This is a genomic window from uncultured Sunxiuqinia sp. (assembly GCF_947495665.1).
GTDB classification, from domain to species: Bacteria; Bacteroidota; Bacteroidia; order Bacteroidales; family Prolixibacteraceae; genus Sunxiuqinia; species Sunxiuqinia rutila.
This window is the reverse complement of sequence record NZ_CANLZV010000007.1, coordinates 1-24,234: the sequence shown is the minus strand read 5'-3', so window position 1 is coordinate 24,234 and position 24,234 is coordinate 1. Positions and strand designations below refer to the sequence as shown.

General features: G+C 42.2%; 21 protein-coding genes and 1 tRNA gene. 13 read left to right on the top strand and 9 right to left on the bottom strand.

The genetic code is table 11. From position 1 onward, the window contains the following. Positions 1 to 57 precede the first annotated feature (57 nt). A complete protein-coding gene (locus Q1A18_RS10275; RefSeq protein WP_299579200.1) occupies positions 58 to 2,151 on the top strand; it encodes a S9 family peptidase in 2,094 nt (697 codons plus the stop codon). A 74-nt stretch (positions 2,152 to 2,225) separates the two neighbouring features. Here the strand turns inward: Q1A18_RS10275 and Q1A18_RS10270 are convergent, their stop codons facing one another. From Q1A18_RS10270 to mutY, 8 genes are all read right to left on the bottom strand, one after another. Beyond that, the gene (locus Q1A18_RS10270) at positions 2,226 to 3,935 is read right to left on the bottom strand and encodes an ATP-binding protein (protein ID WP_299579197.1); all 1,710 of its coding nucleotides are present in this window, start codon (positions 3,933 to 3,935) and stop codon (positions 2,226 to 2,228) included. 357 nt (positions 3,936 to 4,292) lie between these two features. Then, on the bottom strand, positions 4,293 to 5,027 hold the full coding sequence (gene pgl / locus Q1A18_RS10265) for a 6-phosphogluconolactonase (protein WP_299579194.1): 735 nt from the start codon (positions 5,025 to 5,027) through the stop codon (positions 4,293 to 4,295). A 34-nt stretch (positions 5,028 to 5,061) separates the two neighbouring features. Next, positions 5,062 to 6,570, bottom strand: a complete 1,509-nt coding sequence (gene zwf, locus Q1A18_RS10260) for a glucose-6-phosphate dehydrogenase (protein ID WP_299579191.1) — start codon at positions 6,568 to 6,570, stop codon at positions 5,062 to 5,064. Positions 6,571 to 6,644: 74 nt separating this feature from the next. Then, the gene (locus Q1A18_RS10255) at positions 6,645 to 7,262 is read right to left on the bottom strand and encodes a 4'-phosphopantetheinyl transferase superfamily protein (RefSeq protein WP_299579188.1); all 618 of its coding nucleotides are present in this window, start codon (positions 7,260 to 7,262) and stop codon (positions 6,645 to 6,647) included. 3 nt (positions 7,263 to 7,265) lie between these two features. Continuing rightward, entirely contained in the window at positions 7,266 to 7,841 is a 576-nt protein-coding gene (gene gldD, locus Q1A18_RS10250; RefSeq protein ID WP_299579185.1) for a gliding motility lipoprotein GldD, read from the bottom strand. Between the two features lie 22 nt (positions 7,842 to 7,863). Beyond that, entirely contained in the window at positions 7,864 to 9,183 is a 1,320-nt protein-coding gene (gene gldE / locus Q1A18_RS10245) for a gliding motility-associated protein GldE (protein WP_299579182.1), read from the bottom strand. A gap of 18 nt (positions 9,184 to 9,201) precedes the next feature. Further along, entirely contained in the window at positions 9,202 to 9,642 is a 441-nt protein-coding gene (locus Q1A18_RS10240; protein WP_299579179.1) for a single-stranded DNA-binding protein, read from the bottom strand. A 130-nt stretch (positions 9,643 to 9,772) separates the two neighbouring features. Then, positions 9,773 to 10,834 (bottom strand): A/G-specific adenine glycosylase, encoded by a 1,062-nt coding sequence (gene mutY, locus Q1A18_RS10235; protein WP_299579176.1) that lies wholly within the window; start codon positions 10,832 to 10,834, stop codon positions 9,773 to 9,775. 130 nt (positions 10,835 to 10,964) lie between these two features. Here mutY and Q1A18_RS10230 point away from each other — a divergent pair, with 130 nt between their 5' ends. From Q1A18_RS10230 to Q1A18_RS10220, 4 genes are all read left to right on the top strand, one after another. Further along, positions 10,965 to 11,249, top strand: a complete 285-nt coding sequence (locus tag Q1A18_RS10230; protein WP_299579173.1) for an HU family DNA-binding protein — start codon at positions 10,965 to 10,967, stop codon at positions 11,247 to 11,249. 6 nt (positions 11,250 to 11,255) lie between these two features. Continuing rightward, positions 11,256 to 11,348, top strand: a complete 93-nt coding sequence (locus Q1A18_RS19120; RefSeq protein WP_237706104.1) for an AURKAIP1/COX24 domain-containing protein — start codon at positions 11,256 to 11,258, stop codon at positions 11,346 to 11,348. A 131-nt stretch (positions 11,349 to 11,479) separates the two neighbouring features. Continuing rightward, positions 11,480 to 13,030: an Rne/Rng family ribonuclease gene (locus Q1A18_RS10225; RefSeq protein ID WP_299579170.1), complete on the top strand. Its 1,551-nt coding sequence runs from the start codon at positions 11,480 to 11,482 to the stop codon at positions 13,028 to 13,030. Between the two features lie 222 nt (positions 13,031 to 13,252). Then, positions 13,253 to 15,274 (top strand): cytochrome c biogenesis protein CcdA, encoded by a 2,022-nt coding sequence (locus Q1A18_RS10220; RefSeq protein WP_299579167.1) that lies wholly within the window; start codon positions 13,253 to 13,255, stop codon positions 15,272 to 15,274. Positions 15,275 to 15,416: 142 nt separating this feature from the next. On the opposite strand, the gene Q1A18_RS10215 is transcribed toward Q1A18_RS10220, so the two are convergent. Further along, complete coding sequence (locus tag Q1A18_RS10215; protein WP_299579164.1) at positions 15,417 to 16,184, bottom strand: RNA methyltransferase; 768 nt, start codon at positions 16,182 to 16,184, stop codon at positions 15,417 to 15,419. 98 nt (positions 16,185 to 16,282) lie between these two features. On the opposite strand from Q1A18_RS10215, the gene Q1A18_RS10210 reads away from it, so the two are divergent. The 8 genes from Q1A18_RS10210 (at position 16,283) to Q1A18_RS10175 (ending at position 24,233) form a co-directional block, all read left to right on the top strand. Further along, positions 16,283 to 18,613, top strand: a complete 2,331-nt coding sequence (locus tag Q1A18_RS10210) for a BamA/TamA family outer membrane protein (RefSeq protein WP_299579162.1) — start codon at positions 16,283 to 16,285, stop codon at positions 18,611 to 18,613. Between the two features lie 120 nt (positions 18,614 to 18,733). After that, the gene (fbaA, locus tag Q1A18_RS10205; protein WP_299579160.1) at positions 18,734 to 19,813 is read left to right on the top strand and encodes a class II fructose-bisphosphate aldolase; all 1,080 of its coding nucleotides are present in this window, start codon (positions 18,734 to 18,736) and stop codon (positions 19,811 to 19,813) included. Positions 19,814 to 20,001: 188 nt separating this feature from the next. Next, entirely contained in the window at positions 20,002 to 21,363 is a 1,362-nt protein-coding gene (locus Q1A18_RS10200) for a sodium-dependent transporter (protein WP_299579158.1), read from the top strand. Positions 21,364 to 21,498: 135 nt separating this feature from the next. Beyond that, positions 21,499 to 22,410, top strand: coding sequence for a helix-hairpin-helix domain-containing protein (locus Q1A18_RS10195; protein WP_299579156.1), 912 nt, complete (start codon positions 21,499 to 21,501; stop codon positions 22,408 to 22,410). 135 nt (positions 22,411 to 22,545) lie between these two features. Beyond that, a complete protein-coding gene (gene rpsU, locus Q1A18_RS10190; RefSeq protein ID WP_299579154.1) occupies positions 22,546 to 22,737 on the top strand; it encodes a 30S ribosomal protein S21 in 192 nt (63 codons plus the stop codon). Positions 22,738 to 22,780: 43 nt separating this feature from the next. Continuing rightward, a complete protein-coding gene (locus Q1A18_RS10185; RefSeq protein ID WP_299579152.1) occupies positions 22,781 to 23,665 on the top strand; it encodes a tyrosine-type recombinase/integrase in 885 nt (294 codons plus the stop codon). Positions 23,666 to 23,686: 21 nt separating this feature from the next. Continuing rightward, positions 23,687 to 23,989, top strand: a complete 303-nt coding sequence (raiA, locus tag Q1A18_RS10180) for a ribosome-associated translation inhibitor RaiA (protein ID WP_299579150.1) — start codon at positions 23,687 to 23,689, stop codon at positions 23,987 to 23,989. A gap of 170 nt (positions 23,990 to 24,159) precedes the next feature. Then, positions 24,160 to 24,233 (top strand) — tRNA-Thr (locus tag Q1A18_RS10175). Position 24,234: the final 1 nt, after the last annotated feature.

The window sequence follows — 24,234 nt, the reverse complement described above, 5'->3', positions numbered from 1 at the left end:
CTTTTTATTATTCTGGGCAAAGCTGTATTTTTCGGACGCTGAAAAATTGAATAACCCATGAAAAAATTAGTTGTTTTACCTGTTCTGGCTCTCATGCTTTGTGCCGGAATGAAATCAGAAGTTATGGCTGAAGAAAAGAAAACTTACGTCCCGGAAACACCCAAGCTGAAATCAGATGTTATGACTCCGGAAGTGTTGTGGTCTTTTGGGCAGCTTGGAAATGCCGAGTTGTCGCCGGATGGCAAGACGGTGTTGTATGCGGTGACCTATTACCATATCGAAGAAAATAAGTCGTACCGCGAATTGTATACCATTCCGGCTAAAGGAGGAGAAAGTAAGCAGATAACTCATACGGCACTCAAAGAGTCCGGAGCACAGTGGCGCCCTGACGGGCAGAAAATTGGCTATTTGTATGCCAAAGACGGCGAGACTCAACTTTGGGAAATGAATCCTGATGGTTCGGATGCGGTTCAAATTACCGAGATTGAAGGAGGCATTACCGGCTTTAAATATTCGCCGGATCAAAAGCACATTCTTTACACCAAAGCCGTGAAACTGGATGATGATATTCATGATTTGTTTCCGGATTTGCCCAAAGCCAATGCACGTTTAGAAAATGATTTGATGTATCGCCACTGGGATAGCTGGCATGATTATACCTACAACCACATTTTCATCGCCGATTATGGCAAGGGGAATATCTCTGAAGGACTGGATATTTTGGAAGGTCAGAAATACGATAGTCCGGATAAGCCTTTTGATGGTTTGGATCAGATTGCGTGGAGTCCTGACAGCAAGCAGATTGTTTATTCCTGCAAAAAACTAACCGGAAAAGCCTATTCTTTGTCGACAAACACTGACTTGTATCGCTATGATTTGGAAACCGGAAGTACTGAAAATTTGACGGAAGAAAATAAGGGATACGACAAAAGTCCGCTTTTTTCGCCTGATGGGACTAAGCTGGCCTGGACAAGTATGGCGCGCGACGGTTACGAAGCCGATCAGACACGTTTGTTTGTCATGGACCTTAAGACCGGAGCGAAAACCAATTACTCGGAAGGCTGGGAGCAGCATGCTGGACATTTGAGTTGGTCCGCAGACAGTAAATCCCTTTTCTTTATCAGTAACATCCATGCAACCGATGAAATCTATCGGTTGAACTTGAAAGATGGAGAGATTAAACGGTTGACTGATGGCGTGCACAACTACCAGATGGCCATTGAACTACCTGGCGGAAAACTATTGGCTCAAAAAGTATCAATGTCACAACCTGCCGAACTGTATGTGGTTAATCCCAAAAACGGGAAAGATGAACCGCTTACGGAAGTAAACAAAGGTTTGCTTGATCAGCTGGAAATGGGTGCTTTGGAAGAGCGCTGGGTGAAAACAGTGGATGATAAAGACATGCATTTGTGGGTCATCTATCCGCCTCATTTTGATCCTAATAAAAAATATCCAACGCTTTTGTATTGCCAGGGAGGTCCTCAGGGAACTGTGAGTCAGTTTTGGTCAACCCGGTGGAACTTCCAGATGATGGCCGCGAACGGCTACATTGTTGTGGCTCCAAACCGGCGTGGCTTGCCGGGCTTTGGCATGGAGTGGCTTGAGCAAATCAGCAAGGATTATGGTGGGCTCAACATTCAGGATTACCTGGTTGCCATTGATGAACTGGCCAAAGAGCCTTTTGTGGATAATGAGCGATTGGGAGCTGTGGGAGCCAGCTACGGCGGTTTCTCCGTTAACTACCTGGCTGGTCACCACGAAGGACGTTTCAGTGCTTTTATTTCGCACTGTGGTATCTTCAACTTCGATCAGATGTATGTAACCACCGAAGAAATGTGGTTTGAAAACTGGGATATTGGTGGTCCATACTGGGATAAAAGCAATCAGGTGGCACAACGGTCTTACAGTTTCTCACCCCATTTATTTGTTGAGAAATGGGATACTCCGATTCTGGTTATTCATGGAGAGAAAGATTTCCGGATTCCCTATACGCAAGGAATGGGTGCTTTCAATGCTGCCGTTTTAAGAGATATTCCGGCTCAGTTCTTATATTTTCCTGAAGAGAACCACTGGGTGACTTCGGCCCAGAATGGAATTGTCTGGCAACGGGTTTTTAAGCAGTGGCTTGATAAATGGCTGAAAAAGTAATTGTCCGGAGTTTAAAATGAAATAACGAAAGGAAGTAAGTTTAGGCTTGCTTCCTTTTTTTATGGGGTAAAAACTTACAGGTTGCGTGTTGCTTTTTGCAAATTTACAGCCGTCTCAATAGGGATTTTCAAGGTGAATGTACTTCCTTTTCCAGGAATGGAGCAAACCGTTAATTCTCCTTGCAGAATCGTTGTTATTCTTTTGGATATGGCCAGTCCAATACCTACGCCACTGTAAATACGGGTGCTTGAATCATCGACTTGCCTGAAGAAATCAAAAATGAGTTTTTGCTGGTCTTGTGTAATGCCTATGCCTGTGTCTTTAATATGGAAAGAAAGCTCTTTGTTTTTGATTTCTGCCCGGTATTCAATACTACCTGAGTTGGTGAATTTGATGGCATTTTTCAGCAAGTTGATGATGACCTGGTTGATCTTGCTATTGTCCGAAATGAAATAGCTGTTGAGGAAGCTGGGGCAGGGATTGTAATGCAACTTCAGGCTTTGTTCCTTGCTGGCCGACTTTAGCATCTCATCCAGCAGCGATTTGTGCTGAATAAACAGGTCTTTTCCCAGCAAGTATTCTTTCCGAACTTTAACAGAGCTCTCGTCAGCTTGTGCAAGACTAAGAATATCCTCAATGATTTGAAGCAGGTTTTTCCCGCTTTTGTAGATTTTGTCTGCAAAATTACTGATTTCAGCAACCGGAATTTTTCTCATTCTTAGCAGGTCGCTAAATCCTAATATATGATGCAGTGGCGTGCGTAGTTCATGATTAATCGTGGCCAGAAAAGCTGATTTGATCTGATCGCTTTCTTCGGCTTTCTCTTTGGCCAACACAAGTGCTTCCTGAAAGTTTTTTGCATTTAAAGCACTGGCAACGGCATGAGCAACAGTATTCATTAAATGAATGTCTGCTTCCAGCCATTCCTTTTCCCGAACAACAGAATCGAAACCTATAAAACCAAGCAGTTTTTGCTGGTAATGAATAGGAACTACCAATAGGGAAATAATGGACTGGCTTTGCAGAATTTCTTTTTCCGAGATGGCCTCTGTAGGCAAGTCTTTAACACGTTGGATGTAAAGATGCTCAAACTTGCTTAAGCTGTTCATCCACCAAGGGAAAATAGAAGATGGCAGATTTTGGAGGTGCCCCATTTGTGGTTTGATCCCTTTGGTGTGCCACTCATGCGTATTGTCCATCAAGGTGCCATTCTCCCGAAACTGGAAAACATAGCAGCGGTCGACATTCATGAACTGACCTATTTTCTGGAGGGCTTGATCGATGGTTTTGTCTGTGTCCTGAAAAGGAATTCCAACAAAATTGGAGGTGATTTCAGAAACAAGCTTTTCGATCTCATAGCGGTAGCGAAGGTTGTTTTTGGAATGATAAAGTTCCGTAACATCGGTCAGAGTTCCGCTCAAGGCAGGCCTTTCATTAATAGAATCGGGTTCTGTTACTCCTCCGTTGAATTGCCCCCATATCCAATCACCATTTTTGTGTCTCAGCCTGGTTCGGAATGAGAAATGTTTGTTCTTCATTTTCAGCGCGCGACTGAGGGTGTCAGATACCCGTTTTCGGTCTTCGGGATGGCAAAGGTTTAGCCAGTGAGCAGTATCAAACGGGGCGAGTTCTTCAGGTGCGTAACCAATAAGCCGGGCCCAGGCATCATTAATCCGGATTCGGTCTTGGTCGATATCCCAATGCCAGACCCCGGTTTGGGCAGCATTGAAAGCATTCTGCAGAATACTTTCCTGAGGCGACTCTATTTGTTGTTTCTGTTCCAAATGGTTTGATATTAACAGACTAAATTACAAACCAATTTTTCATATCTCACATCTTCGTGTTGCTTTAACTTTTATTAAGATCTTGAAAAAGCATTTTATTTCAAGTTAAAACCTGACGATGGTTTGTTATAAAAAATAGGTAAAAGAACATGCGTTTGCTTCCTCTTACTTTTGATGATGCTTTCCCTTTTTTGGGGAATGCTTTTCATTTGCTGCAACGCTAATTAAATGTACAAAATTTAATTAAGCAGAATTGCTTGTCCGACTAAATCTTATTCACACGATATTAACAATGAGGTGATTAGTTTTTGAATGAACATTTGTTTGCTATTTGTTTTTGGGAGTGACTATTTCTGTTTAGTTATTTTCGATTTCTGAAGCGGCATCCTGATCCAAAAAGAAGGTAACCGACCCCTGTGCTACTTGGATGTGCGTAGTTGGAAGCTTGTTTGCTTCTTCTGTATTGTTTATGATTTCAGCCATGCGACTGGCTTTGGCCTTGCCCGAAATCAGAAAATAAATACGATCGGCGTTATTGATGGTTTTTCCCGTCAGGCTTACTCGCTTTTGTCCGCTGACCGGATGAGTGGCGACCTCGCATACCTGGTTCGATTTTAACAGGTTCATTTCATGCGGAAAAATGGAAGCTGTGTGGCCGTCGTCGCCCATCCCAAGAATAATCAGGTCAAACACCGGCCAGCCATCGCGCTCCTTCAGGTTTGATTTTATTTCATCAATATAATCACGAGTTGCTTCTTCCGGATTGAGTTCTCCTTTTACCCGGTGAACCTGGTTTTCGGCCAGATTTACTTTTGAGAGCAAGTGTTTTTGGGTCATGCCATAGTTGCTTTCCTCACTGGTTGGCGGAACACAGCGTTCGTCTCCCCACCAAAAATGAACCCGTTCCCAAGGCATTTTGGAAGCATAAGACCGGGCAAGCACTTCGAAAAGCAACTTGGGCGTACTTCCGCCTGAAAGGGCTATGTCAAAACGTTGTGATGTGTTTTTAACAGTTTCGTATAGTTCTTGGGCAAATGCCTCAGCTAACTCCCGGGCATTTGAAAATATCTTGATTTCTCTGGATGAAGTCATAGCAATGGAATTTTCTGTTTGTGTTTATTGTTTTCTAAAGTTCGCAATAGGTGCCATCATTCGACAAGTTTTTGCAGGGATAGCGCCACTGTCCGTCCTCTACCAATTGATCGGCCACATCGGGTCCCCAAGTTCCGGCAGGGTAGCCATAAATCGGAATATCGGGGTTGTTTTGCCAGGCATTCATAATGGGCTGAACAAAATCCCAGGCTTTTTCCACGGCATCGCCCCGCGAGTAGAGGGTGGCATCACCCTGCATACAATCCAGTAACAACCGCTCGTAAGCTGCTGGTAAACGGTGGGAATCTGCCAGGTCTTCGTAATGAAAATCCATGTTAACGGTTTGCACCCGGAAACCTGCACCCGGCACTTTCATGCCAAATTTCAATAAAATTCCTTCATCGGGTTGAATACGGATAACCAATTGATTGGCGGTTTGCTCCGTTTCGTATTGATTGCCGAACAAATGGTGGGGTGTTTTTTTGAAATGAATGACCACTTCGGTAACCCGGGTTGGTAATTTTTTACCGGTACGGATGTAGAAGGGAACACCTGCCCAGCGCCAGTTGTCAATGAAAAACTTCATGGCCATAAAGGTTTCGGTCCGGCTTTCAGGATCAACGCCTTCTTCTTGTCGATAGCCTTTCACCAGCTCTCCTTTAATATGCGATTCAATGTATTGGCCACGGATGACGTATTGATCAACCTCCTCTTCTTTGATTGGACGCAGTGATTGAAATACTTTAAGCACTTCGTTTCGAATGGCATCAGCTTCCACCACTACCGGCGGTTCCATGGCTACCATGCCCACTAGCTGGAGCAGGTGATTTTGAACCATGTCGCGCATGGCGCCTGAGTGATCGTAATAGCCACCGCGGTTTTCAACCCCAAGGCTTTCTGCTGAGGTAATTTCAATATGATGAATGAAATTCTGATTCCAGATTGGTTCGAAAATTCCATTGGAAAAGCGTGTTACCAGCAGGTTTTGAACCGATTCTTTTCCCAGGTAATGGTCAATCCGGTAAATTTGGTCTTCGGCAAAGTAGTGCAACAGGTTTTTGTTTAGCTCTTTGGCCGATTCCAGGTCGGTGCCAAAGGGTTTTTCCACAATGAGCCTCCGGAATCCATCGTCCGTTTTATTCAAATCGACACTTGCCAGGTTTTTGGGGATAATTTCATACAACTGAGGTGGTGTTGACAGGTAAAAAATGAAGTTCTCGGGAATCGAGTTCTCCTTGGCGATTGTGAATAAACGGTCTTTAAGTACCGGGTATTCATAGGATTCGGCTGTTGAAATGGATTGGTAATACAGACGGCCTAAAAACTTAGCAACCAATTTTTGATCTTCTCCTGTCAGAAATTCAGTCATACGCTGACGGAATTCTTCATCGGTAAGGTTGGTTCGACTAACACCAAGTACAGCGAATTGATCTGGAAGAAGGTTCTGTTTTTCCAGTTCAAGAAGTGCGGGAATTAACTTACGTTTGGTTAAGTCGCCCGAAGCTCCAAAAATGACTAATATATGTGATTCGGCTTGTTTCATGATCGTGTTTTTTCAGGGATAAACAAGTTTGAGCATGTGAAGTTCTACAAATTGTTTGTTTTTTTAAACTTCGGTCATGCCGCAATTAAAAAGACAATTAATTGTTCGTTGTATTCAAAGTAATTCAGGTGGAAGTGTTCATTCCTTTCAGGTGTCACTAATTGAGCTGTCAACCGATTGTTTTTTTCCGGAGAAAGCACAATCTGATCTGAAAAATGGATGCCAGGGATACCGGCTATCTTGTATACGGCTTCTTTGGCGCTCCAAAATAGACAGTGGCGTTTGTTATCTTGATGTGCCCACATGATTTCTGTGGGAGAAAGGTATTTTCGTTCAATGGTCTTGAAGTTTCGGCTCAGACTTTCGATATCCAACCCAACAGGCTTATTGGTGTGAAGGATGATTCCGGCTAACTGGCTGGAATGGCTAATGCTGATGTATTGGTAGCTCGGATGGTTGACCTGTGGTTGTCCTTTGCTGTTGTAGCTTATTTGAGTTGAGGGACATCCGATGTAACGGAGCATCATTTTTACCGATAACCATTCTTGTTGCCTTTTTTTGTTTTTCAACGCATGAAAGGCTTCATCCTTATCAAGCAAGGGGAACTGCGCTTTCAGCCATTCCAGGTCTTCTGTCAGTTCCCAAAGGAGCAAGACTCCTTGGTCGATATCAATTTCTTTGACTAAGGGCATGAGTTAATTCCAGTGGGTTGTTTCAATTAAACGAATCACATCGGGCTCCAGAAAGTCGATCACCGGTCGAATGGAGTCGATGTTTGGGATTTCGCGGATGTAAAGTGCTCCCCGCAAAAAGTGTTCCGTGCTGTCGGTTAAAAAAAACTGAATGGGCGAAGCAGCATTGCCTTCAATATAGTAAATCGTGCCATAGACATGTTGTTCCCGGTTGATGAATAAGCGTTCCTCAATAGCATCTGCCTTGATGGAGTGGTCGTAGGCAAGTCGCCGCGATTCTTCCAGGTGTTTCTGCAAGTCGTTGTTGAGTGGGGCATAGCTCAGGTGCAAGTCTGCCTTGTTGGCTGGCGTGCTAATGGTTAGCCAGCCCGAATCGGAAGTGTTGGTGTAGTCCGAAGCGGATCGGGGAATGGAGTAATCGGCAACCTCAAAGGAGTAGGGAAGATTCTGCCCTAACCGGTGATAGGTTTTTTCCGGAAACTCAATTCGAAAATAACCTCGGGGTTTGGGGGTATATTCTTTTTGGCAAGCGCTCAATAGCACAACGAGCAAGACAATCAGAGAAAACTGCTTTTGCATAGGATCATTCTTTTAGGAAGTCTCAGTTAATTTCGACTTTGATTTTTTTGATGCGCCGGTTATCCACTGCTTCAATGGTGAAAACGAAATTTTCGCAGTTTAATTTTTCGTGTTTGTCCGGAATTTCCCCTTTCAGTTCCAGGATCAGTCCGGCCAAGGTATCGGCATCTCCTTTGTAGTCGTCAAAAACATGATCATTGCTTCCGGTAACTTTATAGAAGTCGTTGAGGAGGATTTTGCCATCAAACAAGTATTTGTTTTCAGCAATCTTCGTGAAATAGTTATCGTCGTCATCAAACTCATCGGCTATTTCGCCCACAATTTCCTCCAGCACATCTTCGAGGGTGACAATGCCCGAGCTTCCGCCGTACTCATCAACCACGATGGCCATGTGTACCTTGTTTTTCTGGAATTCTTCGAGCAAGTCGTCAATCTTTTTGGTTTCGGGAACATAGAAAGGCGGACGAATGATGGTTTGCCATTTGAAGTTTTCCTTTTTATGAATGTGCGGAAGTAAGTCTTTGATGTAAAGAATGCCTTTAATATTGTCAAACGATCCGTCATAAACCGGAACACGGGAATAGCCCGATTCGTTAATTTTATTAATGACTTTGGTGTAGGAGTCTTTGATTTCAAGTGCCTCTACATCAACGCGTGATCGCATGATCTCAACTACATTTTTATTGCCAAATTTGACAATTCCTTCCAAAATTTCCTTGTCTTCGGCATGTTCATGTTCGAGTGTTAGTTCGAGTGCTTGCGAAAGTTCATTGACAGAAATGTTTTGAGTTTGTTTCTGGAAATGTTTATTCACAAACGAAGTTGAATGAATCAGGATGGCATTGATGGGACTGAAAAAACGTTCCAGCACCGTTAAAGGAATGGCCATGAAGCGGGCAAAACTCAGCGGGTGACTACTCGCATAGACTTTAGGTACAATTTCTCCAAAAAGCAGAAGAACAAAGGTAATGACCACCACCTGGAAGATAAATCCAATGGTAGGGGCTGCTTCAAAATTGAACAGTTTGCCGGTAGCATAGGCCGAAAGAATAACAATGCCTACATTAACAAAGTTATTGGCCACCAGGATGGTCGCCAATAACTTTTCCGGGTTCTCCAGGTTCTTTAATATCGCATGATTCTGCTTGCTTTTAGTGGACTTGAGCTTTTCACGATCTTGCGGATTCAGCGAGAAATACGCTACTTCCGATCCTGAAATCAAGGCCGAAGAGAACAAGAGTATCAGTATAAAGGCAAGGCTTAGAATTACAGCGGTTGTCAGAGGATAAAATTCAATATCTCTGGTGATTGCTGTGAGTATCGGTAAAGGGTCTGTTTCCAATTAAATTAATTTTAATTACTAGAAAGGTAGATCATCTTCTTCGTTGGGATTGAAGTCGGGTTCACTCACCTGATTTTCCTGTTGGTTTTGGGCATTTTGCTGTTGGCTGGCGTTGTTGTTCTGCTGGTTTCTTGAACCACCAAGCATTTCCATATTGTCGCCGTATATTTCAGTGGTGTACCGTTTGTTGCCCTCTTTGTCTTCCCAGGAGCGGGTACGAATACGACCTTCAATGTAAAGGCGGTCTCCTTTTTTCACATACTGCTCGACGACCTTGGCCAAGCCTCTCCAAATAACAATGTTGTGCCATTCTGTTGTGGTCACTTTTTCGCCGTTTTTGGCGGTATAGCTTTCAGAGGTGGCCAGTGGGAAGTTGGCGACTGCAACATCCTTGTCCAGGTATCTGACCTCAGGATCGCGACCGACATTTCCGACTAAGATTACTTTGTTTACAGACATAATTAAAGATTTTTAGAATTAACAATAATAAATTTACAAAAATTCCCTCTCTGAAAGGCAATATTTTAGTAAGAATTTTATGAATTACCCATTTGGGGCCTTAAATCATAACCTGTTCAATATGAATAAATCAAAGCCAGTTGTTTCGGTTTAATTCCTTTTCAATTGGCTTTGGAACAGCAAAGTTAAAAATATCTTTTTTATTCACCTTAATTGCAGAGGAGGGGAGTTTTATTTTTCCACCTATTTTCAAATAGATAAAGCGATAAAAGATGTGTTGATGGCTGAGAACTTGCTTTTGCCAGGGCGTTTCCTCCTCTATTTCGATTTTGGCATTCTGTGGCAGAATGAGTTGACTTTCGACAAGTGTCTGGTGAAGCTCCTTTTTGTCAGAGGTTTCCGTGAGTGGGAACTCGTAGAGGTTCTTCCAAATGTCGTTGGAGGTGCGCTTGGAAAGGTAGGTGTGGCTGCCATCGTTTATAATAAGGTAATTGAAGAAGCGCTTTCTTATTTTGACTTTTCCTTTTTTTACAGGGAGTGACTCCGTTGTTTCATTTCTGAGTGCAACGCAGGACGTATTAAAAGGACAGCTTTCGCAGCCTGGCTTTTTAGGTGTGCAAAGCGTGGCTCCAAACTCCATTAGGGCTTGGTTGAAATTGCCGGCCTGCTGCGGGTCCAAAAGTTCGTTGGCCAAGGCTGTAAATTGCTTTTTCCCTTGTCCGGTATCTATAGGAGTTTCTATACCATTAATACGTGACAAAACCCGGAAGACATTTCCATCAACGGCAGCATGGGGTAAATTGTAGGCAATAGATGCAATGGCCGCTGCCGTATATTCGCCGATACCCTTTAGGCGAAGCAGGCTTTGGTAGTCCGCCGGAAAACGACCTTGGTGCTGCGAGACAATTTCCCGGGCTGTGTGGTGCATGTTACGGGCCCGGGAGTAGTAGCCTAAGCCTTGCCATAGCTTTAATATTTCATCTTCCGATGCTTTTGCAAAATCGTTAACACTTGGGTAAGCATCCAGAAAACGTATATAATAGGCCATTCCCTGGTCAATGCGGGTCTGTTGCAGGATGATTTCCGATAGCCAAATAGCATATGGATCAGCGGTTTCCCTCCAGGGGAGATCCCGTTTGTTGAACTCATACCAGTGGAGTAGTTTTTTGGAAAAAGAGGCATCTTTTGTCATAACTGCTTTAAAATCTATGTGAATTGCAAAAATAATTCATTTGAGGTGTTTAAAGTTTTTAAATAATTTTTATTTTTGCACTCCGAAACATGTGAATATATAATTTATTGAAAACTAAATATTTTAAGAGATGACTAAAGCAGATATTGTTAATGAAATTAGCAAGAACACGGGAATCGAGAAAGTAACGGTTCAAAAAACTGTAGAAGCTTTTATGGAAACTGTAAAAGATTCATTGACTGAAGGAAAAAATGTGTATCTTCGGGGATTTGGCAGCTTTATCGTGAAAAAGAGAGCAGAGAAAACAGCACGCAATATTTCAAAAAATACAACAATTATTATTCCAGAGCACTTCATTCCAGCTTTCAAGCCTGCGAAAACGTTTGTTGCTCAAGTTAAAGACCAAGTAAAATAAAACATTATGCCAAGCGGAAAAAAAAGAAAAAGACACAAGATGTCTACGCATAAGCGTAAAAAGAGACTACGTAAGAACAGACACAAGAAAAAGAAATAGTCTTACGCTTTTTTTAGCAATAGCTATAAAAGAAAAATCTTGGTTAAACCTAAGGCGCATGGCGCCTTAGGTTTAATCCGTTTATTAACTAATGTAAACAGTTACATTATAAATCAAATTTTAATAACGTTGTGAGTAGCGATCTAATTATTGATGTCTCTCCCTCTGAAGTCGTTATTGCCTTATTAGAAAATAAACGCTTAGTTGAACTTACCAGGGAAAAAAGCGGAGCAAAATTTGCCGTTGGCGATATTTATTTAGCCAAGGTGAAAAAAATTATGCCGAGCTTGAACGCTGCATTCATCGACGTTGGTTATGAAAAAGATGCATTTTTGCATTATCTCGACATGGGACCTCAATTTTCAACTTTGAATAAGTTCATGAAAATTGCCAGTTCCAAAAAGAACCGTATTTCTTCACTCTCAAAAATTCACTCCTTACCAGATATCAACAAGGAGGGAAAAGTAACAGAAGTATTGCAAGCAGGCCAGAACATTCTGGTTCAAATAGCCAAGGAGCCAATTTCAACCAAAGGACCCCGGCTGACCTCCGAGCTTTCAATTGCTGGACGAAATTTAGTGTTGATGCCTTTTAGCGACAAAGTGAGTGTTTCGCAAAAGATTAGCTCAACCGAAGAAAAAAACAGGCTGAAAAGACTAATTCAAAGTATTAAGCCAAAGAAATATGGTGTGATTGTCCGAACGGTGGCTGAAGGTAAACGAGTTGCTGAACTCGACCAGGAACTGAAACGACTGGTAGCCAAGTTTGAAACCACTTTCCAAAAGTTAAAAAAAGCCACCGCCCCGGCTTTGATTGTTGGAGAAATAGACCGGACCACAGCTTTACTTAGAGATATTTATACCCCAACGTTTAACAGTATCATCGTAAACGATGCTGCTGTGGCAGAAGATGTAGCCGATTACATTGCCACGATTGCCCCTGAAAAGAAGAAAATTGTAAAGACCTATACGGGTGGACAACCGATTTTCGATTATTACGGGGTCGACAAGCAAGTAAAAGCATCATTTGGTAAAACCGTTTCGTTTAAAAACGGAGCGTATCTGATCATTGAGCACACCGAAGCTTTCCACGTGATTGACGTTAACAGCGGCAATCGCTCAAAAGCAGGCGTAGATCAGGAAACCAATGCACTGGAAGTTAATTTGGCAGCAGCTGAGGAAGTTGCACGACAGTTGAGGTTGAGAGATATGGGAGGCATCATCGTGATCGATTTTATCGACATGCATGAAGCCGCAAACCGACAAAAGGTTTTTGAACGTATGAAAGAGGCGATGGGCGCTGATCGTACCAAACACAACATACTTCCATTAAGTAAGTTCTGTTTGATGCAGATCACCCGTCAGCGGGTAAGACCTGAAGAGCATGTGGAAACTGCTGAAGTTTGTCCCACATGTAAAGGCACTGGAAAAATTACGCCGACCATTCTCTTTACCGATGAATTAAGCAGCAAAGTGAATTACATATTTAAGGACTTGAATAAGAAAAGTCTGACGCTGAAAGTTCATCCGTATGTAGCCGCTTTTTTAACGAAGGGAATTAATTCCATCAAACGAAAGTGGTCATTTAAGTATTTCAAACGAATAACTATTGAAGGTGTGAATGCCTATAGTTTTCTGGAATACCATTTTTATGACGATAATTTAGAAGAGATTATTCTTTAAATAAAAAATCCCGGATTGTAGATTCGGGATTTTTTTTGTTTAAAAACGTTAACAATCATTGCGGTTTTATAACAAGTATTCAAATATATTGATATTGAAATGTTTAAATAACCGTTTGTGATGTCGCTGGCTTTAAATGATTGAATGTCATTTCCGGAACCAGCATTTCCTGCTTATATTTGTGTTCATATCAAAATAAAATATTAAAGAAATTGGTTAACAATGAAAATACTAAAACATTGCCTTACATCGCTCTTGCTCTTGTTTGCCATTCAGGGGTTTTCGCAAATCCTGGAGCCGGTAAAATGGTCGTTTGATTCGAAACAGGATGGTAAAGAGGTTCAGCTTATCTTTAAAGCGACTATCGAAGATACCTGGCATTTGTATGACACGGACTTGCCCGATGGCGGTCCGGTAGCTACTTCGATAAATTATGCGGACACCTCGCAGTTCGAGTTTGTGGGAGATTTAAAGAAGAATCCAGTGCCAACTGAAAAGTTTGACAAGACCTTTCAGATGGATTTGCGCTATTTTAGTGATCAGGTAGAGTTTGTTCAAGTTATTCGCCTGAAAACTTCAGATCCTGTGACAATTGAAGGGTATGTTGAGTTTATGTGTTGTGACGATGAAACCTGTTTGCCACCCACCGAGGCTGACTTTTCCTTTGCGCTAAATGGTGCCGGGGCAGATCAGGGCGTTCAGCCGGAAACGATGGATAAGGGCGAAAAAACGACCCGGGTATTGACCGATAAAGGGAAAGAAGGTTCGACAGAAACTCTGTGGCTGTTTTTCTTTTTCTCTTTCCTGGCTGGTCTGGCCGCAATTCTTACACCTTGTGTTTTTCCGATGATTCCGATGACGGTTTCTTTCTTTATGCATAGTGGTGAGTCAAAAATCAAATCGCGACTTTACGCTGCTTTTTATGGGTTTTCCATCATTGCAATTTATACAGTTGTCGGAACCTTGGTGGCTGTTCTTTTTGGTCCCGATGCGGCCAACTGGTTAAGCACTCACTGGCTTCCAAATATCCTATTCTTTGTCATTTTTGTGCTGTTTGCTTTTTCCTTTTTCGGCATGTTTGAAATTGTCATGCCAAGTTGGTTGGTAAACCGCTCGGACAAACAAGTAGACAAAGGAGGCTTTTTGGGCTCTTTCTTTATGGCTTTAACGCTGGTGCTGGTTTCCTTCTCCTGCACGGGCCCAATTGTTGGAGCAATTTTGGTTGAGTCGGCTGGTGGTGCAGTATTGAAACCCATTGTGGGGATGTTTGGATTTGCCTTGGCTTTTGCCTTGCCATTTACCTTGTTTGCACTTTTCCCGGGCTGGTTGAGCAATTTGCCTAAATCTGGCGGATGGCTTAATTCGGTTAAGGTAGTACTGGGCTTCCTGGAATTGGCACTGGGATTGAAATTCCTGAGTATTGCCGATCAGACTTATCACTGGGGAATCCTTGACCGGGAAGTGTATCTGGCCATTTGGATTGTGATTTTCACCTTGTTGGGGCTTTACCTGCTTGGGAAATTGAAGTTTTCGCATGACAGTGATTTGAAATTTATTTCTGTTCCGCGTTTGATGATGGCAATCGCTTCATTCTCCTTTGTGATATATTTAATTCCCGGAATGTTTGGTGCGCCATTGAAAGCGTTGGCCGGTTATATGCCTCCGCAAAGTACGCACGACTTTGATTTGCATGAGATTATTCGCGACGAGGTGCGCCTGGTGAGTTCTTCCGGAACCAGCATTGGTTTTAATGAAGCACACGAGCAGTGCGAGGATCCTAAGTTTGGTGAATTCCTGCACCTACCTCATGGATTGAATGGCTACTTTGATTACGAGCAAGGACTGGCTTGTGCCAAGGCGCTGAATAAACCGGTCTTTATTGACTTTACCGGGCATGGATGTGTTAATTGCCGGGAGATGGAAGCTGCAGTGTGGTCTGACCCACGGGTGTTGTCCCGGCTTCAGAATGAGTTTGTAATTATTGCGCTCTATGTTGATGACAAGTCGAAGCTGCCCGAAAGTGAATGGGTAACCTCAAGCTATGACGGAAAAGTAAAAAAGACCTTGGGCAAGAAATATGCTGATTTCCAGATTACACGATTTGGCGTGAATGCTCAGCCTTACTATGTGCTGACCGACACCGACGGGGAACTGTTGGTTGATCCGAAAGCCTATGATTTGAATCCGGACAATTTTGTGGATTTCCTGGATCGGGCTCTGGAGGAGTTTGAAAAGCGGAATTAAATAACTGTTTCTACCAAAAGAGAAAGCTCATCGAGCGGTTACTGAAAAGTAGCCTGCGATGAGCTTTTTTTTTATCCTACAGGAGTAATGAATACCGTTGCTCCTGTTTGTATTCGGTTCCGACTGGATATTCCCTGCGAGATTAACAGGTTCTGCGCTTGAACTCCGAACAACAAATGGAGGCAGCGCTGGCTACATTGAGCGATTCGGAACCTTCAGTGCCCAGGGCAAATGAAGGGATGTGTAGTTTTTGCTGAACCAATTTCTCGACCTCGGGAGAAATGCCGTTGCCTTCATTCCCCAGTATCAGGATACCATGAGAAGTTAGCTTGGAAGTGTAAATGTTTTCACCTTCAAGGAAGGTGCCATACACGGGCAATTGCGACTGCTTTGCTTCGTTGAGTAGTTTTTCCAGGTCGAGGTAGTGAACCTGCACACGAAAAATGGCGCCCATGCTCGATTGAATGACCTTGGGGTTAAAGCAATCTGCAGTATTGGTCGAGCAAATCAGGTTTCTGATACCAAACCAGTCGGCAATCCGGATGATTGTCCCTAGGTTGCCGGGGTCTTGAATGAAATCAAGCGCCAATGAAAACTCTTTGTTGAGCTGGTTCAGTTTGAGCTGGAAGGAGGGCATTTCAACAACAGCAATAGCTTGCTGCGGGGCTTGTTGCAAACTGGCTCTCCGGATTTCATCCGAGGTGCATTCTATAAGTTCATCAGCTACGTTTGAAGAGAGCTGATGCGATTCAAAAAACTCAGCAGTGCCTATTAAAAGCCTTACCCGAAAAGGGGAGGCGATGGCTTCCAGTACAAGTTTGTTTCCTTCTACTAAAAAAACACCTTCTTTTTCGCGTGTTTTTTTCCGGTTCAACGACTGGATAAATTTTATTTTATTTTTACTTAGCATGGTATTTGGCAAACAATTTGTAAAAATAAACACCCTAATCGATTTGTTTGCGTCCGATAGTGTTTATTTTTGTTGAAATTCCCAGAGAAGGTATAAAAATGAGAAAAGAAAAGCTGTTTAAAATAGGGGTTGGTCTGTGTATTGCCATTATGTGCTTTTCTTGTTCTTCAACCAAATTTGTTCCGCAAGGAGAATACCTGCTGAATGACATCGATATTGAAATTGATAATCGATCGATCAATAATGAAGAGTTAAAGGCTCAGATCAGGCAAAAGGAAAATCTTAAAATTCTTGGTTTTATCAAGTTCCACCTGGGACTTTATAATTTGTCTTCTGCGAAAAAAACAGAAGGGTGGTTTAAGCGCATTGGTGAAGCTCCTGTGATCTATGACGAATATATGACCCAGCGGTCTAAGGAACAGTTGGAGCTTTATCTTCGGAACAAAGGGTACTACGATGCTTCAATTGAAGATCAGGTTGCCTTTAGAGAGAAGCGTCAGAAGGTCGATGTTGTTTATTCGATAGAAACCGGGCAACCTTACCGTATCCGAAATTACACTTACCGGTTCGATGATCCGGCGGTTAGTGCCTTGGTGTTGGCCGATACGGTCAGGCAGCTCGTTGGTCGCGGTTCTGTTTTTGATGTGGATGTGTTGAATGCCGAACGTAAGCGAATTGCTAATCGGCTTAAGGATTATGGGTATTATAATTTTACCGAAGAGCATATTTCATATGAGGCCGACAGTGCGCTGCAAAGCCGTCAGGTTGATTTGGTTGTTGTGGTGACCGATGATGATTTGGAACAGGAAGTTGATTCGGTTCAGCCGCATCGGAAGTTTATGATTCGTTCGTTTCATGTAACCCCCGACTTTGTGCCCTCTCAGTTAAGTTCGCGTCAGCCGGTTTTGGAGCCAGACACCCTTCGCAACTTTCCTTACACTTTTTACTACAAAGGAAAAATGAAGTATAAGCCGGAGCTGTTTTATAATGTCAACCGGATGGAAGATAGTTTGTATTATTCGCAAAAGAATGTGGAGCAGACATATCGGTCATTGGTTCAGTTAAGACAGTTTCGGGTTGTCAACCTCAATTTTGATGAAGTGGAAAAAATGGGGAATGACTCAATTGGAATGCTGGATTGCAATTTCCAGTTGTCGCCACTTCCGAGGCAGGGCTTCTCTGTGGATCTCGATGGTACCAACTCTTCGGGAAACCTTGGGGTGGCCGGAAACTTCAATTACCAGCACCGGAATGTGTTTCGGGGCGCTGAAATATTTAACCTAAATTTAAAAGGTGCTATTGAGCGCCAACAGACTCTGATTAAAAACAGTAAGCTTGATTTTAATACCCGTGAACTTGGGATAGAAGGGTCTTTGTCAATTCCAAAGTTTTTGAGTCCGATAAAGCAAGGGCGTTTGTTTGGTTATCAGGTTCCTCAAACCAATCTGACCTTGGGGTACAACTATCAGCGACGTCCGGATTATACACGTACCATTACCAATTTCAGATATGGATACAATTGGAAGACATCTCAAACGAAAAATCATTTTCTGAGTATTGTCGATTTTAACTATGTGAACCTTTATGAGTTTAATGATGAATTTTTGAATTCAATCAAGGACCTGTACATCAAAAGTAGTTTTACCGATCACCTTATTTTTGCCATGAACTACACGCAGGTTGATAATACTCAAAACCTGAAACGCCGGGATCATTACCGCTACTTTAAATGGTCTTTTGAAGCTGCGGGAAATGCCTTGTCTTTGTATTCGGCGGCTTTTAACCGTCCGAAAGCGAGTTTTACCGATACCATTACCGGGCAGGTATCCAATTATCATGAAGTTTGGGGAACGCGCTATGCGCAATACCTGAAGGCTGATTTTGAATACCGGTATGGCTATATGATTGATAAGTATAATTCGGTTGTTGGGCGTGCGTTTGCGGGTATTGGCTTGCCTTATGGTAACTTTGATGTTCTTCCTTTTGAGAAAAAGTATTTTACCGGAGGGGCCAACGGAATCCGAGCTTGGCAGGTTCGATCCCTCGGACCCGGAACTTACAAGGCGCCTGTAGGTGCTTACCCCAATCAGTCGTCCGATATTAAACTGGAGGCCAACCTGGAGTATCGTTATCGGTTTGTTTGGCGTGTTGAAGGGGCTTTTTTCCTGGATGCTGGGAATATATGGGCAATCAACGAAAAGGACAACCGCCCGGGAGCGCAATTCAAACTGGATCAGTTTTACAAGCAGATCGCCGTTGGTACCGGTATGGGGCTGAGGTTCGATTTTACCTATTTTGTTTTCAGGTTAGACCTGGGGATGAAATTACGTGATCCATCGCTTGAGGAAGGAAAAAGGCTGATTATTGGCAACTACCCCCTTTCGGCAGAGCATTTTAATCTCAGCTTTGCTATTGGATATCCGTTTTAACCTGCATTTAATGTTGGTTGCGATTATTTTTTGTTTTTTATTCGTAAATTTGCACCCGATCAAATTATTGGATCTCAAAGAGGAATAATCCCGTTTAATTTACTTAATAAAATACGAGCTATGAGCGAAAAACTTTTTGATAACATCAAGCCAGGTGTTGTAACTGGAGAAGACTTAAACTATCTTTTCAAAGTGGCAAAAGAAAATCAGTTTGCATTGCCTGCTGTTAACGTTACTTCTTCAAGTACGATCAACGCTGTAATGGAAGCTGCAAAAGATGTTGATTCTCCTGTAATCATCCAATTCTCTAATGGTGGTGCACAGTTCTACGCCGGTAAAGGTTTGAAACTGGATGGACAACAAGCTCAGGTTGCTGGTGCTGTTGCTGGTGCAAAAACAATTCACTTGTTGGCCGAAGCTTATGGTGTAAGAGTTGTTTTACACACAGACCACGCTGCCAAAAAATTATTGCCTTGGATTGACGGCCTTTTAGATGCAGGTGAAAAGCACTTCGAAGAAACTGGAAAACCTTTGTTCTCTTCACACATGCTTGACCTTTCAGAAGAGCCATTGGAAGAGAATATCGCAATCTGTAAAGATTACCTGAAAAGAATGAGCAAAATTGGTATGACCCTTGAAATCGAATTGGGTATTACCGGTGGTGAAGAAGATGGTGTTGACAATTCAGATGTTGATAACTCACTGCTTTACACGCAACCAGAAGAAGTATGCTATGCTTACGAACAATTGAGCGAAGTTTCTCCTAACTTCACAATTGCTGCTTCATTTGGTAATGTACATGGTGTGTACAAACCAGGTAATGTTGTATTGAAGCCATCTATCCTGGATGCTTCTCAAAAATACATTTCTGAAAAATTAGGTTTAGGTGAAAAACCAGTAAACTTTGTATTCCACGGTGGATCAGGTTCAAGCCTGGAAGAAATCCGCGAAGCTATTTCTTACGGTGTAATCAAAATGAACATTGATACCGATACTCAGTGGGCTTACTGGGATGGTGTTCGTGCTTTCGAAGCCGCTAACCGTCCATACCTGCAAGGTCAGATTGGTAACCCAGAAGGAGCTGACAAGCCTAACAAAAAGTACTATGACCCTCGGGTTTGGGTACGTAAAGGTGAAGAAGCTGAGATTGCACGTTTGAAAATTGCATTTGAAGATTTGAACTGCATCGGAAGAAACTAATTCCGGCATAAGTTATAAGAAAAGGCCCTTCAGTTACTGAAGGGCCTTTTTGTTTTTAATACATATCGATCTATCTCTAAGGATGTTTTTTTTTGAAGGAAAGGGAAATATTTTGCATTTTTGCGCCCTTAAAGAGAAGAAATAGAAGCAAAACGCAGCGAATTGTGTTAAATTAAAACTTAGAGAGTATGTCTGAAATACTGAATACCCGTGATTCATTTGGGAGCAAATTTGGCGTGATCGCTGCAACCGCAGGTTCTGCTATTGGATTAGGAAACATTTGGCGTTTCCCGTATGTGGTTGGTGAAAATGGCGGTGGCGCTTTTTTAATCATCTACCTGGCTTTTGTTTTAGCCATTGGGTTGCCGGTTATGTTATCTGAGTTTATAATCGGGCGTAGCTCCCAGCGGAATGCTTTTGGAGCTTTTAAGGTTTTAGCTCCGGGAAAGCCCTGGTATTTGGTTGGTGTGATGGGTGTGGTTGCCGCATTTATGATTTTATCTTTTTACACGGCCGTTGCAGGATGGACGTTGGAGTATATCTATCAATCGTTTGCTAATGGTTTTGCGGGTAAGTCTTCGGCCGAACTGTCCTCAATGTTTACTGATTTTAGAAGCGAAAGTTGGCGCCCACTACTTTGGTTTTTTGTCTTTATGGCTATGACAGCCTTGGTGATTATTGCGGGAGTGAAGAATGGCATCGAAAAATACACCAAGATTTTGATGCCCGTTTTATTGGTGATTCTTGTCGTTTTATGTATCCGCTCGGTTACTTTGGAGGGTGCAACTGGAGGGTTGGAGTTTTTATTTAAACCCGACTTTTCGAAAATTACGGCCCGAACCGTTCTGGAGGCTCTGGGGCAGGCCTTTTTCTCTTTGAGTATTGGTATGGGCACGTTGATTACCTATTCTTCATATGTCTCAAAAAAGGAAACCCTAGGGAGCATTAGCTTCTCTGTTGCAGTGGCCGACACGATGATTGCAATCTTGGCAGGTGTGGCCATTTTTCCGGCTGTGTTTGCTTTTGGCATCGAGCCTGGCTCGGGAGAAGGACTGGTGTATATTACGCTTCCCAATATTTTTCAGCAAATGGCCGGCGGCTACGTCTTTTCATTGCTTTTCTTCTTGCTGTTGGGCGTTGCAGCCTTAACCTCTACAATTTCAGTATTGGAAGTTATTGTGGCTTATTTTGTTGAAGAGTTGAAGCTGAGTCGTAAGAAAGCAACTTGGCTGGCTACTGGTTCGGTATCAGTAGTTGGCATCATGTGCACTTTATCCTGGGGCGCCATGAAAAATGTGGAGCTGTTTGGCATGAATGTGTTTTCGCTGCTTGATTTTATTTCTGCAAATATCTTATTGCCTTTGGGCGGCCTGCTTATTGTTGTTTTTGTTGGCTGGTTCTTAGGACGGAATAAGGCCAAGGCAGAGTTATCAAACGAAGGGCGCTTAAAAGTCGTTTATTTTCCGGCTTTCATGATGATTGTGAAGTTTATTGCCCCCATTGCTATTGCTTTGGTTTTTCTTCAGCAAATCGGCCTGATTCGCTTATAGGATAGCCATTTTCTTTTCATTGGCAGGAGGTCTTGGGAGGCTTCGTGTTTTTATTTCGAAGTTTTTGTTGTAATTTTTAAAGTGTTTTTGTTAATCAGTCAATTGTTTGTTGGCTGGCACTTAAAGACTTGAATTGTGAGATTTCAGCAAATTATTCGGGAATATTTTTCTTTTACAAAAAATGAGCGCATTGGGCTGGTTGTTTTAGTGGTGCTTATTGGTTTGATTTTAGTCGCCAATCACTTGATTTTTTATTTTGAGAAACCCGGTAAAATTGATCCTGATAAGTTTCAAAAACTTATTGCATTGCTTGAAGAGCAGGAACGGAGGGGTGAAAAATCTGCTGAGGGATATCTTTTCTCATTCGATCCCAATGCAATTGACAGTATAAAGTTGGATAGTCTTCAGTTGCCTTTTTATGTGAAAAGGAATCTCTTGAATTATCGTTCCAAGGGCGGACGTTTTTATAAAGCTGCTGATTTTCGAAAGATTTATGGAATGACCGACTCAATTTTTGATACCATTCAGCCTTACATTCATATTGCCGAGTCTCGCGAGGTTCGTTTGGCCCCTGAAGTTGAAAAGGAGAGGCCTCAGGAGCGTCCGGTGCAATTGCCGGTAACAGCAAAGCCTGAAACAAGGGTTGAGCCTATAGAAATTAATGCAGCTACTGCTGATGAGTTGAAAGAGCTTCGCGGAATCGGGGAGGTTCTTTCGGTGCGTATTGTGAAGTACCGGCAGCTCTTGGGAGGCTTCTGGGGTTTGGATCAGCTCCACGATGTTTATGGACTTAAACCGGAAACCATTGAAAACATTCTTCCGTATCTTAAATTAGATTCAACGCGAGTCGTACAAATTAATGTAAATTTTGCTTCTGCTGAAGATTTAGCCAGGCATCCTTACATTTCATATGAGCTTGCCAAAGCGTTGGTTCGTTTCCGTTCTGAGAATGGATTTGTGAATGAGCTTCAAATTTTATGCGAAAAAGAAGTAATCAGCGAGGTGGATTTTCCGCGAATCTCACCTTATTTGAGAACTAAAAACTAAGTGTATTTGTTTGTTTTAGTAAGTTTTAAAGGAATTGAGGGTTTTATCTTTTTATTTTTCAATTATAAATTTGATTAATGTCATAGAATACATATATTTGCGGCTCGAAATTTAAACAGTTAAAAATATAATAATATGATCGTTATTCCTGTTAAAGAAGGCGAAAATATCGAAAGAGCCCTTAAGAGATTTAAAAGAAAGTTTGAGAAAACTGGCGTGATTAAAGAGTTACGTGGAAGACAGGCCTTCACGAAGCCTTCAGTAGAAAGAAGAGCTGAGATTAAAAAGGCTATCTATATTGAACAAATGCAGCGCGAAGAAGACTAATTTATTTTAGCCGATTCCTGATGCAATGTAAAGACTTTGTTTAATGTCCTACCGGGAATCATTTCTGAAATATTTGAAATTCGAGAAAAGGTGTTCGAAGAACACCCTTGTAGCATACAGAAAAGACCTCGATCAGTTTGAAGAGTTTGTTTTCAAAACGGTCGGGGATTTTGATGTTCAGACGATTGATACGAAACTAATTCGTAGCTGGGTGGTTGAGTTGATGGAGCAGGGAATTGCGGCGAAAACCGTAACACGTAAAATTACGTCACTTAAGTCCTTTTTCAGATACTTGCTTCGCCAGGAAGTAATTGGTATTAGTCCGGCTGACGGTGTTATTTTGCCGAAGGTGCCCAAGAAGCTCCCCGTTTTTGTCGATGAGAACAGCCTTCATCATTTATTGGATGATGGTTATTTTCAATCCGACTTTGAAGGGGTGAGGGATAAATTAATCCTGAGCTTGTTTTATGGCACCGGTATTCGACTTTCAGAGTTAGTTAATCTGAGGCAAAGTCAGATTTTTTTTAGCGAGCATCTGGTTAAAGTGCTTGGAAAGAACAATAAAGAGCGAATCGTTCCATACCCCCGAAGTTTAAATTCATTATTTGAAGAATATATTTTGATTCGGGATGCAAACTTTGGTTCCAGTGAGCAACCATTTTTTTTAACCTCGAAAGGAAAAAAGGTCTACGAAAAATTGGTTTATCGTGTGGTGAAAAAGTATCTTGCACTGGTAACAACATTGGAGAAAAAGAGTCCCCATGTATTGCGTCATAGTTTTGCGACGCATTTGTTAAATCATGGGGCCGATTTAAATGCCGTTAAAGAGTTGTTGGGCCATAGTAATCTTGCTGCAACGCAGGTTTACACCCATACAACCACGGATAAACTTCAAAGTATATATAAACAAGCTCATCCAAGAGCCTAAATTTTTAGAGGAGGAAAAATTATGAACATTAATTTGAATGCCGTTCATTTTACACCAGACCAAAAGTTGGTAGATTTCGCTAGTAAAAAGATAAATAAATTGGATACCTTTTTCGAAGGTGTCATATCCGCAGAATTAACGCTGAAAGTAGTGAAACCGGAAACCGTCGATAATAAGATGGCTGAACTGAAATTGTCTATTCCCTCCAAAGGATATTTGTTTGCCAAAAAGGAAGCCGACACATTTGAAGAAGCAATCGATTTGTCAACCGATGCAATACGTCGCCAGCTTACTAAATTCAAGGAAAAACTGAAAGAAAAATAATTTCAAAAAAAAAATCAATTCCTGTGAATTAATTAAAAATATTTATACATTTGCAAACCCTTTTTGGACAAGTCTCTGATTAGTCAAGGCTTAAGCGAAAGGAGCATCGAAAAGCCTGTTTTTAGAGTAGTTTTTGAAGCTCTCGGTCGAGAAAGGGTTTGTTAAATACTGCCGAATTAGCTCAGTTGGCCAGAGCACGTGATTTGTAATCTCGGGGTCCTCAGTTCGAATCTGAGATTCGGCTC